This window comes from Ralstonia sp. 1B3, from assembly GCF_036631435.1.
In genome coordinates this window covers 36,820-50,036 of record NZ_JAPNUG010000030.1, presented here as the reverse complement: position 1 = coordinate 50,036, position 13,217 = coordinate 36,820, and the positions used below count along the sequence as shown (strand labels likewise).

Sequence of the window (13,217 nt, the reverse complement as noted above, 5' to 3'; positions counted from 1 at the left end):
CTGTAGACCCAAGCTGTGCTGCACTGTCCCGATTTCGATTGACATGAGCCTTGAACAACCGTGCGTATATTGCTGACCGGAGGCACCGGCTTGATCGGCCGGGCGCTTTGCCGTTATTGGGTGGCGGCCGGCCATGAGCTCGTTGTCTGGAGTCGTACGCCGCTACGTGTGCCGACGCTGTGTTCCGGTGCGCAAGGGGTGGCCGCTCTGCGCGAGCTTGATGACGCGGAGCCGTTCGATGCAGTGGTCAACCTGGCCGGCGCACCGATCGCCGACCGCCCGTGGACCGCGCGGAGGCGGCAGGTTCTATGGCGCAGCCGCATCGACCTGACACGCGAACTCGTGGATTGGCTGGGCGAAAGCGTGCTGCGTCCCCGCGTGCTCGTCTCGGCTTCTGCAACGGGCTGGTATGGCGACCGCGGGAACGAGCGCCTCGACGAGGGTAGCGATCCGGGCGGGAGCGATTTTGGCAGCAGGCTTTGCGTGGCCTGGGAGCAAGAGGCCGAGCGCGCCGAGCAACTGGGCATGCGGGTTGTCCTGCTGCGGACGGCGCCGATACTTGCCCGCAGTGGCGGAATGTTGCCGAAGCTGCTGCTGCCGTTCAGCTTGGGGCTCGGTGGCCGTCTCGGGAATGGCCGCCAATGGACACCGTGGATCCATCTGGATGACGAGGTCGGACTGATCGACTTTCTGCTGCGCACGGAAGACTGCCGAGGGGTGTTCAATGCGTGCGCGCCGCATGCCGTGTGCAATAGGGAATTTGCACAGGCCCTGGCGCGGGCGCTTCACCGCCCAATGCTCTTTCCTGTTCCCGCATGGGCGTTGCGCGTGGCGCTACGGGAAATGTCCATCCTGTTGCTGGGAAGCCAGCATGTTGAGCCCGCACGAGCCATGCAGGCAGGCTATCGGTTTCGGTTTTCGCGCCTGGAGGACGCATTGGCTGATTTGCTGAACGCCCGGTGCGTGGCTGGCGGCTAGATGCTTGCGCGGCGTAAGCGCAGCGCGTTGGATACCACCGAAACCGAACTGAGGCTCATCGCGAGCGCCGCGATCATCGGAGACAGCAGCAAACCGGTCGTGCTGTACAGAACACCGGCCGCGAGCGGTACCCCCAAGGCGTTGTAGACGAACGCAAAACCGAGGTTTTGCTTCATGTTGCCAATCGTCGCCTCGGACAGCGCCCGTGCGCGTGCGATGCCGCGCAGATCGCCTTTGAGAAGCGTGACCTGCGCGCTGTTCATGGCGACGTCCGTGCCCGTGCCCATGGCAATACCGACATCGGCCTTCGCCAATGCAGGTGCATCGTTGATCCCGTCTCCGGCCATCGCCACTGTTCTGCCTTCGCTTTGAAGCCTCGTCACGAGCGCCAACTTATCGGCGGGCCTGACTTCTCCGTGAAATTCGGTGATGCCCAATGATTGAGCGACCGCCTTTGCCGTTGCCGTGCCGTCGCCTGTGGCCATCACCACGCGGATGCCCTTGTCCTTGAACTGCGCCAACGCTTCGACCGTGGTCGGTTTGACCGGATCGGAGACGGCGAGCAAACCGGCAAGCATGCCGTCTGCGGCCAGGTACATGACGCTTGCGCCGCGGGTGCGTAGTTCGTCCGCGGACTGGGCCAATGCGGTTGCGTCAACACGCTCTTGCTCCATCAACACGGCGTTGCCCAGCGCGAGCCTCTTTCCCCCGACCGAACCGCGTACGCCGATGCCGCTGCTGGACTCGAAATCCTGGGCGTTCTGCAAGGACAATCCGCGCGCTTTCGCGGCCTCGACAATGGCCGCCGCCAATGGATGCTCGCTGCCCTGGTCGAGACTGGCCGCCAGGCGGAGCACTTCGGACGCATCAAAACCGTTGGCGCCCAAGCTGCGCTCAAACGCGGGCTTGCCTTGCGTGAGCGTTCCGGTCTTGTCGACGACGAGGGTGTCTACCTTGCGCAGATTCTCGATGGCGGCCGCGTCGCGAAACAGGATGCCGTTCGTGGCGCCCTTGCCGCTTGCCACCATGATCGACATTGGGGTGGCGAGGCCCAACGCGCATGGGCACGCGATGATCAACACGGCAACCGCATTGATGAGCCCATACACCCAGCTTGGCTGCGGCCCAAACAATCCCCAGGCAAAGAAGGTGAGCACCGCAATGGCAACCACAGCAACAACGAAGCCTCCCGCGACCTTATCGGCCATGCGCTGCATGGGTGCCTTGGAGCGCTGCGCTTGAGCGACCAACTGAACGATCTGCGAGAGGACAGTCTCGGAGCCCACTTTCTCCGATTCGATGATCAAGCTCCCTGCGGTGTTCATGGTCGCGCCAATCACGTGGTCGCCCACCCGCTTGGTCACAGGAATGGGCTCGCCGGTAATCATCGATTCGTCGACGGAGCTTGCGCCCTCGATCACGATGCCGTCGGTGGGCACTTTCTCACCGGGGCGCACGCGCAGGCGGTCGCCCACGTGTACGTCGGCCAAGGGCACATCTGCCTCGGTGCCGTCTGCGTTGACACGCCGTGCCGTTTTGGGGGCAAGCCCAAGCAGCGACTTGATTGCCGCTGACGTCTGCGAGCGCGCCTTCAACTCCAGAAGTTGACCCACCAGCGTGAGCGAAATAATGACCGCCGCCGCCTCAAAGTAGACACCGATGCGACCATGCTCCGCGAACGTCTGTGGAAACGCGCCTGGCGCGATGGTGGCGATCACGCTGTAGAGATAGGCCGCGCCGGCGCCCAGGCCAATGAGCGTCCACATGTTTGGACTACGATGCATGAACGACTGAGCGCATCGCTTGAAAAAGGGATAGCCCGCCCAGAGCACGACGGGCGTCGAGAGGCCAGCTCGATCCAGCTTTGCTGCGGGGCGTCCATCCAGCCGTATCGGTGTCCGAACATCGCCAGGATGAAAGCCGCAACGGTAAGCGGCAGCGTCCACCAGAAGCGGCGTTGGAAGTCTTCCAGCTCGGGGTTCTCTTCGTCACCCAGTTCCGGAACGATCGGTTCCAGCGTCATACCGCAGATCGGACAATTACCTGGGCGGTCCTGCCGGATTTCAGGATGCATCGGGCAGGTGTAGACGGTCCCCGCTCGGGGGCCGGCGGAAGAGGGCGCAACGCGGTCTGCGTCGATCTGCCCGATGGGCGATGTTGTAGTTCGATCGTGCCGGTGCATCACATCGTGCCCTTCATGATGATGGCCGGCATGCCCGTCATGTGAACGCGTGTGATCGGGCTCGGCAGCGTGGATGTGGCGGTGCTCTTCCATTGAGATTGGCTCCTTCCTATGCGTTCGCCCGCTGCCAGATGCACCTGCTTTCGGGGCAGCACGCGTTTCGTACGCTCAGAAAACGATAAACCCTCCCATGCAGGGAGGGTCAACGGGATTTTTTGTGCGGAAGGCGGCAGATGCACGCAATGTCAATGTATGGCCGGCACGAGCCGCCATTGATGCATGTCAACGGCGCATCGGCACGTAGCTTTGACATCAAGATGTCGTGTAATTTGCATTATGTAAAATAAATGGAGCGCCCGCAGGCGCCGACAGCATCTCTCCCATCCGGTTTTTTCGACAAGAAGACTTGTCACCGCAAATTGCATCGGACAGCATGCCGAGCCGCAATCCATTCTTCATTCGTCGGCTCTACCGCCACGCGGATGCGGCTCGCAGAACTGGAAATGATTGCGGCATGCGCTTGGTTGGCTGCGTCATCCAGTTCGGCCCCCAGGTAACCCAGTGCACCGACAACGCGTTCGCGCAGTACGGCGTTGTGTTCGCCGATACCGGCCGTGAATACCAGGAAATCCAGCCCGCCCAGCACCGCCACCAAGGCGCCGATCTCGCGGACGATACGGCGCACGTAGAGCGCCAGCGCTGCCTGGGCGCGCGGGTTGTCGGCTTCGTGCGAAATGAGTTCGCGCGGGTCGGAAGACAGCCCCGACACGCCAAGCAGACCCGATTCGTGATACAGCACGTGCCCGACCTGTGCCGGGGAAAGATGCTCCGTCTCCATCATGTAGAGCACCGCACCCGGATCCAGCGAGCCACATCGCGTGCCCATCATCAGGCCTTCGAGTGCGGAAAACCCCATCGTTGTGGCCACGCTCTTGAGCCCGTGCATTGCACACAGGCTGGCACCGCTGCCGAGGTGCGCGACGATGGTTCGCCCGCGGGCGATATCGCCATGCCGTTCGGGCAAGGCAATCGACATGTATTCGTACGACAGCCCATGAAAGCCATAACGCCGCAGGCCGCGCTCCCATGCCTTGTAAGGCAACGGCAGCATCGTCTCGACCTGCGGCAGCGTGCTGTGGAACGCGGTATCGAAGCAGGCGACTTGCGGCACGTCAGGCAAGTCCGACAGAAGCGCATCGATGGCTTCCAGTGCAAATGGCTGATGCAGCGGCGCCAGTGGAATGTAGCTGCGTAGATCGGACAGCACCTCCGCGTCCACGCGTACCGGCGCAAAGTACTTGGCGCCGCCATGCACCACCCGATGCGCCACGGCCATTAGCCGACGGCCGTCCAGCCTTTGCTCGACACGTCGGCGAATGTGCACGAGCGCGGCGTGATACGGCTGCGCACTGTCAAGTTGGAGCGCGTGTGTCGGCGCGCCTGCCTCAGTTGCGGTGGGGTGTTCAGTGCCGATCCCCTCCACTTTGCCGTTCCACATGGGCCTGCGCGGCAACGGGTCCAGGTGGCATCGAACAACGCAAACTTGATGCTCGACGAGCCGCAGTTCAGTACGACGATGCAATCGTTCATGGCGGTAAGTTGCGGTAACGGTGAGCCAGCAATGTGGCAAGCGCGCACGACGCAATGCGCGATTCGCGTGAGTCGGCACGGCTGGTCAGCACAATGGGCACGCGGGCGCCGAGCACGATGCCCGCGCTGGCCCCCGCCCAGGTATTCCAACTGCTTGGCGAGCATGTTGCCGCTTTCGAGATCGGGCACCACGAGCACATCGGCCTGCCCTGCCACTTCCGAGACGATGCCCTTGATGCGCGCGGCAGCGGCAGATACTGCGTTATCGAAGGCCAATGGCCCGTCCAGCACCCCGCCCTCAATCTGGCCACGGTCCGCCATCTTGCACAGCGCCGCCGCATCGAGCGTGGCCGGCATGCGCGGGTTCACGGTTTCGACCGCTGCAAGGATCGCCACCCGAGGCCGTTCCACGCCAATCGCATGGGCCAGATCGATGGCGTTGCGCACGATGTCCGCCTTCTGGTCGAGGGTCGGCGTGATGTTGATCGCCGCATCCGTCACGATAAACGGCCTCGGATACGCGGGCGACTGCATGAGGAAGCAATGGCTGATCCGGCGCTTGGTACGCAGCCCAGCCTCTTCGCGCACGACCGCCGCCATCAGTTCATCGGTATGCAGGCTGCCCTTCATGAGCGCCTCTGCCCTGCCCTGCGTGACAAGCTCCACTGCGCGGGTGGCAGCGGCGCTGCTGTGCGGCACGTCTTCAATCTCGATGCCGCGGAGGTCGAGGCCGGCTTCGGCGGCCACGCGCATCAGCTTGGCATATGGCGCGACGAGACACGGCACGATCAGCCCTTCAGCGCGCGCGTCCATCACGGCAGACAGGCTCAGCACGTCGCACGGGTGAACGACAGCCATGTGAATCGCACCAAGAGGCCGCACATGGTCGAGCAGCCGATGGATACCGTCACTGCCGGTGGTGATGCGCACATCCGGCAGTGTGGTACGCGGACGCTCGATTCGCTCGGTGGGCGCGATGACCTCCGCCTCGCCCGCGATGGCCACCGTGCCGCTGTCGTTCGTACACGTGCATGCCAGCTTGACGCGCTTTCTTTCATTCTCTTTGCTGACCACCGTCACGCGGATGGTCAAGGTGTCGCCAATGCGCACCGGTGCCAGGAATTGCAGCGTCTGCCCAAGGTAGATCGTTCCCGGGCCCGGCAAACGGGTCCCGAGCAAGGCGGAGATGAGCGCTCCGCCCAGCATGCCGTGGGCGATCACGCCATGAAAGCGCGTGGATGCGGCAAATTCCGGGTCGAGGTGCTGGGGGTTGACGTCCCCCGACAGCACGGCAAAGAGCTGGATGTCCTCGGCCGTGAGCGTGCGCAGGATGGCTGCGGTGTCGCCAACGGCAATTTCGTCAAAGGTGCGATTGCGCACCACGCTGAGGTCGCTGCCCGGCAGGAGCGCCGGAGATGGAGGCAGATGATCGGGGCCCATGTGCGCTCGTCAGGAAGCTTTGCGGAGTTGTCCGTTGCCCTTGCCGGGGCACGCAGAAGATTCGGGTTCGACTGCTCGCTTGCGGGGCGGACCCATGCATCGCCCGGCACGCCCCACGTTGACAGCATGCCCTGCAGCGCCGTGTGGACCGGCATGGCATTGCCGGCTGTGCTCAGGGCCCGAACGGAAGCCTGCTGCCATTCCAGCATGACGCGCTGGTAATCCGCCACGAAGCTCGACTGGTTCGAGATAGCCGTTTGCAGCAACCCTTGCAGCACATCCATGGCGCGCTGGCTGCTCTGCCAGAAAGCGTTGGGCAGCAGTGCTGCAAACGCGTTCCAGTCCTCGACGCTTTGCAGGTCGGCCAGCGCAGATTCCGTGCGGGCCACGTCTGCGGCAAGCAGGCCGGCGCCGAGTTCATACCAGCGCTGTCGCGTTGCCTTGAGCAGACCCAACGTCTGCAGTGCGAATGCGAGCTGCGCCTTTTGGAGCGCGAGCGGAACGTTGGCGGGTGTATCCATGTTGGCTCCTTAAGCCATCTGGCTGATGGTTTGGCGAAAACGTGTCAACGATGCGAGAAACAGCACGGCGCCGATAACGCAGATGGCCAGACACTGCGGCCACACGACATCCAGCCCCGCACCCCGATAGAGAATGGCTTGCGACGCCGATACGAAATGCGTGGTCGGTGCGGCGAGCATGATGTCCCGGACCACGCCGGGCATGCTCTCGCGCGGGTGGTGCCGCCGGAGAGCAACTGCAGCGGCAGCAGCACCAGAACGAGCAGCATGCCGAACTGCGGCATGGACCGCGCCACCGTCGCAAGAAAGATTCCCATGGAGGTTGTGGCAAACAAGTGCAGCGTGGCCACCAGCATGAAGAGCAGGATCGAGCCTTCGATCGGGACATGCAGGGCGCCCTGCACCACGAACACCAGCGCCACCAGCGCGGCGAGCACCACCACCAGCCCCATCGACCAGACCTTGGACACCATGATCTCGAACGGCGTGACAGGCATCACCAGCAGGTGCTCGATCGTGCCGTGCTCGCGTTCGCGGATCAGCGCCGCGCCCGTCAGGATGATCGACAGCATGGTCACGTTGTTGATGATCTCCATCAACGAGCCGAACCACGTCTGCTCCAGGTTGGGGTTGAAGCGTGTGCGCAGCACCAGGTCGACCGGCGTGGCAGGCGCGGCGCGGTGGCGCTGCAGGAACGTGTTCACCTCGCCCGAGACGATCTGCTGGATGTAGCCGTTGCCGGTGAAGGCCTGGCTCATGCGCGTGGCGTCGATGTTGAGCTGGATCGACGGTGCGCGGCCAGCCAGCACGTCGCGCTGGAAATTGGGCGGGATGTCGAGCACGAACGTGTAGCGGCCGCTGTCCATGCCTGGGTCCACGTCCGTGAGCGGGATCAGCGCCGGGGTGCGGAAATGCGGTGGATAGAAGCTTGAGACAATGCGCGCCGACAGCGGCGAGCTGTCTTCATCAACGATGGCGATCGAGGCATTGTGCAGACTCTCCGGCATCGCGGTGGCAGCCACGTAGATCGACAGCGTGAAGGTGTAGACGATCAGCACCAGCATCATCGGGTCGCGCAGCAGGCTTCGCAATTCCTTGATGCCCAGCCGGAAAATGTTGCTCAGGCGGGCGGTGCGGCGATTGGTCGGAAGGTGCAGCATGGCGTGACTCTCCTACCGATCCTGCTTGCGCAGCATCAGCAAGGTGGCGCCCAGGATGAACGGCACCGCCGCCAGGAGCGGCCAGAAGGCGCTGCCCAGCGCGCCCACATCCAGCGCCTTGCTGAACACGCCGCGGCTGATCGTCAGGAAATGCGTGGCCGGATACACGCGCCCGATCACAGCGCCCGCCCCTTCCAGCGACGACACCGGATTGAGCAGTCCTGCAAACTGCACGCACGGAATGATCGTGCCGATCATCGTGACGAACATGGCCGCGATCTGGCTTTGCGTGAAGGTCGACGCAAACAGCCCGAAACCCGTGGAACACGTCACGAAGATCAGCGCCCCCAGCGCGAGCGTTGCAAAGCTGCCCTTGATCGGCACACCGAACACCGTCACCGCCAGCAGCGCCAGCAAGAAGAAGTTCAGCATGGCCAGCACGATGTACGGCGCCTGCTTGCCGAGCACGAATTCCGCCCGCGTGACCGGCGTCACGTAGAAATTGATGATGGAGCCCAGTTCCTTCTCTCGCACCACGGACAACGCCGCCAGCATGGCGGGAATCATCATCAGCAGCATTGGAATCACGGCGGGCACCATGGCAGGCAGGCTTTTCACGTCGGGGTTGTAGCGATAGCGCGTTTCAACACTGCTGGGCGCCGCCAGGCGCACGCCCAGCCGGTGCACGGCCGCATCTGCCAGCCAGAGCTGGTGGATCGCCTGCACGTAACCGCGCACGGTTTCCGCGCGGGTGGGCATGGCGCCGTCCACCCAGGCCCCGATCTGCACGGCCGTGCCGCGCTCCACATCGCGCGCGAAGCCCGGCGGAATTTCGATTGCCAGCGACAACTCGCCGTTGCGCATGCGGCGGTCCAACTCAGCGTAGTCGCGAATCGGGGGTTTTTCGATGAAATAACGCGAGCCCGCCAGGTTGAGCGTGTAGTCGTGTGAAAGCACGGTCTGGTCACGGTCGAGCACGGCGTAGGTCAGGTTCTCCACATCGAGGCTGATGCCGTATCCGATGATGAACATGAGGATGGCCGTGCCCAGCAGCGCCAGCGTGGCGCGCACGCGGTCACGGCGCAGTTCCAGGGCCTCGCGCAGCGAATAGCTCATCGCACGCGCCAGACTGAAGCGGCGCGCGGCCGACATGCCGGTAGGCGCAGGGTTGGCGCCGCGCGCTCCGGCGGCGCGGCAAACTCGGCGGCTCCCGCAGACGCTTCGGCCGCCTCCTGCAGATAGGCGATGAACGCTTGCTCCAGCGTCTCTGTACCCCGGGCATGCACCAGCGCCGCGGGCGCGTCGCTCACCAGCACGCGGCCCGCATGCATGAGCGAGATGCGGTCGCATCGCTCGGCCTCGTTCATGAAATGCGTGGAGATGAAGATGGTCACGCGGTCCCGCCGCGCGAGGTCGATCATCAGGCGCCAGAACATGTCGCGTGCGACCGGGTCCACGCCGGAGGTCGGCTCGTCCAGGATCAGCAACTCGGGCTTGTGCACCATCGCCACGGCCAGTGACAGGCGCTGCCGCATGCCCAGCGGCAAGCTCTGGGGCAGGCTGTCGGACACGTCCTGCAGCCCGAACCGGGTCAGCATCTCTGCCACGCGCGACTGCACTTCCTGCTCGGGCACCTGGAACAGCCGCGCATGCAGCGCAAGGTTCTGACGCACCGTCAGCTCGCCATACAGCGAGAACGCCTGCGACATGTAACCCACGCGCCGGCGTGTGTCGATGTCCTTCGGGTCCACCGGATGGCCGAACAGCCAGGCCTGCCCTTCGCTGGCGGGCAGCAGGCCGGTGAGCATCTTCATGGTGGTCGATTTGCCGCAGCCGTTGGAGCCGAGAAAGCCGAAGATTTCTCCACGACGGATGCGGAAGTCGACGTGGTCGACGGCAACGAAGTCGCCGAAGCGCATGGTCAGGCCGCTCGCCTGCACAGCCACATCGTCTTCTGCACTGGCCACCAGGGGTGGCACCACCACGGCCTGATGGCCCTGCCGGCGCGTTGGCGGCAGCAGTGCGATGAAGGCGGCCTCAAGCGAATCGGCACCGGCGCGGCTGCGCAGCTCAGCCGGCGTGCCGGTGGCGAGCACCTGCCCGGCGTCCATGGCGACCAGCCAGTCGAAGCGCTCGGCCTCTTCCATGTATGCGGTGGCCACGATCACGCTCATGCCGGGTCGCGCGGCGCGAATACTGGCAATCAGGTCCCAGAACTGCCTGCGCGAAAGCGGGTCGACGCCCGTGGTCGGTTCATCGAGGATCAACAGATCCGGGTCGTGGATCAGCGCGCAGCACAACGCCAGCTTCTGTTTCATGCCGCCCGAGAGCTTGCCTGCAGGCCGTGAGAGGAACGCCCGCAGGCCGGTGCTGGCCGTGAGTGCATCAATGCGGCGGCGGCGCTCCGCTGCATCGTGGCCGAACAGGCGCCCGAAAAACTGCAGGTTCTCTTCGATCGAAAGCGTGGGATACAAGTTGCGCCCCAACCCTTGCGGCATGTAAGCGATGCGTGGGCCGACCGCTGCGCGTGCTCGGCGGTCGCTCATGTCGCTGCCCAGCACATGGACGGAGCCTTCCTGCAGGGCCCGGGCGCCCGCCACCAGAGACAGCAGGCTGGACTTGCCCACGCCGTCCGGGCCGATCAACCCGACCATGCACCCCGCGGGCAGGTCGAGCGTGACGCCATCCAGCGCGAGCGTCTTGCGGTAGCGCAGGCGCACGCCGGCCAGGCTGGCCACCGGCGCCGCCGGGCGCGCGTCAGGCGAGGCGCATGAGTCGGCAGAGGCGGTCACTGCGGAACCTTGATCGCCAGGCCGGCCGGCCATTCGGCTTGCGCGTCGAGCTTCAGCCACGCCACGCCGGGCAAGCCGGTCTTCACCAGCTTCAGGTGCTTGCGCAGCAGATCGCGATCGATCTGCGCCTTGACGCGGAACATCAGCTTCTGGCGCTCGCTGGCCGTTTCCACGGTCTTGGGCGTGAATTGCGCGGTGCTGGCGACAAACGACACGCGCGCCGGAATCACGTATTGCGGCGCTGCGTCGAGCACGATACGCACCTCGCTGCCCATGGCGATGCGGCCCGCGTCGGTCTCCGGCACGAAGAAGGTCATGTAGACGTCGGACAGATCGACGAGATTGAGCAGCCGCCCGCCGCCGGCCAAGACCTCGCCGGGCTGGGCGATGCGGTATTGCACGCGGGCGTCGCGCGGCGCCGTCAGGGCGCTGTCATCGATATCGGCTTTGATGCGCAGTACGGTGGCGTCTGCCGCCTTGACGGTGGCGCCGGCGCCGGCCACCTGTGTCCGCGCGGCCAATACGGCTGCCTGCGCCGCCTCGGCTTGCGCGCGGGCCGCCACCAACGCGGCCTTGGCGCTGCGCACGCGGGCGCGGTCGTCGTCCAGCTCCTGCATCGACGATGCCCCTTCGTGCGACAGCGTCTCGGAGCGCGCCAGGCGGCGCTGCGCGGCATCGAGGTCGCTCTCACGCAGGGCGATCTGCGCCAGTGCCGCTTGCCTATCGGCTTCTCGCACGGCCACCTGCGCCTGTGCGCTCGCCACGGCAGATACCGATTGCTGCTGCCGCGCCAGAGCCTCGTCGCGCTGCGCTTCCAGCGTCTGCACTTGCATGTGTGCAAGCGGCTGCCCTGCCGTCACGAAGTCGCCCTCGTCCACCAGGATGTCCTGCACGCGGCCGGGGAGCTTGGTTGCCACGTCGATTTCGGTGGCTTCGATGCGGCCGTTGCCGCTCACAAAACCCTTGCCGGGACCTTCTTGCCGGAGCGCCTTCCACGCGAACGCCGCTCCGGCTACCACCAGGGCGGCCGCCAGCAGCGCAATCCATCGTTGTTGGGGAGTCGTCGTCATGGTGTTGTTCGGCCCGATACGCGCGGTGCCGGCGTCAGGCTCAGAGGATGGGGTTGCGGATCAGTTGCGGATTCGACGGCCTGCGTGCCGCCGCCCAGTGCCGCATACAGGCCAACGCGGCTCGAGAGAAGCGAGCGACGCATTTGCACCAGTTGCTGCTGCGCGGCCAGCAGATCGCGCTGGGCGTCGAGCACCTCCAGGAACGTCGATGCTCCAGCGTCGAAACGTAGTTGCGACAGCCGCGCCCGTTCGGTCTGTGCGGCCAATGCGGCCTTTGCAATGTCGAGCTGTTCGGCCAGCCACCTGCGTGCCGACAGCGCGTCAGACACGTCGCGGAATGCGCCCTGCACCGTCTTTTCGTAGGCGGCCACGGCAAGGTCCCGGCGGGCTTCTGCCAGGTCGAGGTTGCTGCGCAGCTTCCACCTTCAAACAGCGGCAGGCTGATACTCGGCGCAAACACCCAGGCGCGTGTGCCGGGTGCAAACAGATTGCCCAGTTCCGGGGCGATCGTGCCGTAAGCGCCCGTCAGCGCCACCCGCGGAAAGAACGCTGCCCGCGCCGCACCGATGCTGGCGTGCGCGGCCCGCAGCCGGTGCTCCGCAGCTGCAATGTCCGGGCGCTGCGTCAGGAGATCGGAAGGCAGACCAGCGCGCAGCTCGGCCAGCATGTGGCGCTCGTCAAGCGGCTCGGCAACCGGTGGCAGGTCGATGGGCTTGCCGACAAGCACGGCTAGGCCGTGCGCCTGAACGTCGCGCGCCTGCCGCAGTTGCGTCAGCAGCGCCTGCGCCTGGGTCAGCAGGGTCTCGACCTGCGTTTGGTTCAATCGTGAAGTCGCCCCGACCGCAACGCGGCGCGAGAAGATGCGTAGTGTCTCGGTGCGGCTGTCGACGGTCTGCTGCGCCAGCGCGATGCGCTCGTCCAGTTCACGCAGGACCAGGTAGCTGTCGGCCACCTGTGCGATCAGCCCAAGCGCGACCGCGCGGCGCGCCGCGTCGGAGGCTACGTAGCTTTCCAGGGCGGCGTCGTTGAGGTTGCGCACGCGCCCCCAGAAATCGATCTCCCAGCTGGAGACACCGGCCCCCACCTGGTACTGGGTGACACGCATGGGTATGCCGAATGGGCTGACGTCCGCCGGAATGCTCAGACGGCTGACGCCGGCCTGCGCGTCAAGGTGCGGAAAAGACTCCGAGCGCTGGATGCCAAACGCGGCACGCGCCTCTTCCACGCGCAGCACGGCAGTGCGCAAGTCACGGTTGTTCTCCAGCGCTTGCGCAATCAACGCCTGCAGGCGCGTGTCCGTAAAGTACGCCTGCCAGCCGGTGGCGGCGGCGGACAGGCCGTCCGTGCCGTCGTCGGTGTCGTAGTGCTGGGCCACAGGCAACGCGGGCGCCTCGTAAGGCGGCGCCATCGAGATGCAAGCCGACAGGGCCAGCACAGCGGCGGCGGCCATCCCGGCGGTGCGGGTGCCTGCGTAGCTGCCATGC

2 protein-coding genes and 6 pseudogenes are annotated in these 13,217 nt (G+C 65.2%); 1 reads left to right on the top strand and 7 read right to left on the bottom strand.

Translation table 11 applies throughout. The annotated features are described in order from the left end of the window. The first annotated feature begins 60 nt into the window (after positions 1-60). Complete coding sequence (locus tag OWR21_RS08935; RefSeq protein ID WP_332395032.1) at positions 61-978, top strand: TIGR01777 family oxidoreductase; 918 nt, start codon at positions 61-63, stop codon at positions 976-978. Here the strand turns inward: OWR21_RS08935 and OWR21_RS08930 are convergent. The 7 genes and pseudogenes from OWR21_RS08930 to OWR21_RS08900 all read right to left on the bottom strand — a co-directional run bounded on the left by OWR21_RS08930 (position 975) and on the right by OWR21_RS08900 (position 13,183). Beyond that, positions 975-3,052, bottom strand: a pseudogene (locus tag OWR21_RS08930) (copper-transporting P-type ATPase). The gene OWR21_RS08935 and the pseudogene OWR21_RS08930 overlap by 4 nt on opposite strands. 517 nt (positions 3,053-3,569) lie before the next feature. Next, positions 3,570-4,750 (bottom strand): annotated as a pseudogene (locus tag OWR21_RS08925) (acetate/propionate family kinase). After that, positions 4,747-6,190 (bottom strand): annotated as a pseudogene (locus OWR21_RS08920) (bifunctional enoyl-CoA hydratase/phosphate acetyltransferase). Before OWR21_RS08920 ends, OWR21_RS08925 begins: the two co-directional pseudogenes overlap by 4 nt. A gap of 530 nt (positions 6,191-6,720) precedes the next feature. Further along, positions 6,721-7,871 (bottom strand): annotated as a pseudogene (locus tag OWR21_RS08915) (ABC transporter permease). 12 nt (positions 7,872-7,883) lie between these two features. Next, a pseudogene (gene rbbA / locus OWR21_RS08910) lies at positions 7,884-10,663 on the bottom strand (ribosome-associated ATPase/putative transporter RbbA). Further along, on the bottom strand, positions 10,660-11,733 hold the full coding sequence (locus OWR21_RS08905) for an HlyD family secretion protein (RefSeq protein WP_316891173.1): 1,074 nt from the start codon (positions 11,731-11,733) through the stop codon (positions 10,660-10,662). The pseudogene rbbA and the gene OWR21_RS08905 overlap by 4 nt, the downstream one beginning before the upstream one ends. Continuing rightward, positions 11,730-13,183 (bottom strand): annotated as a pseudogene (locus OWR21_RS08900) (efflux transporter outer membrane subunit). Before OWR21_RS08900 ends, OWR21_RS08905 begins: the two are co-directional and overlap by 4 nt. Between the last annotated feature and the right edge of the window lie 34 nt (positions 13,184-13,217).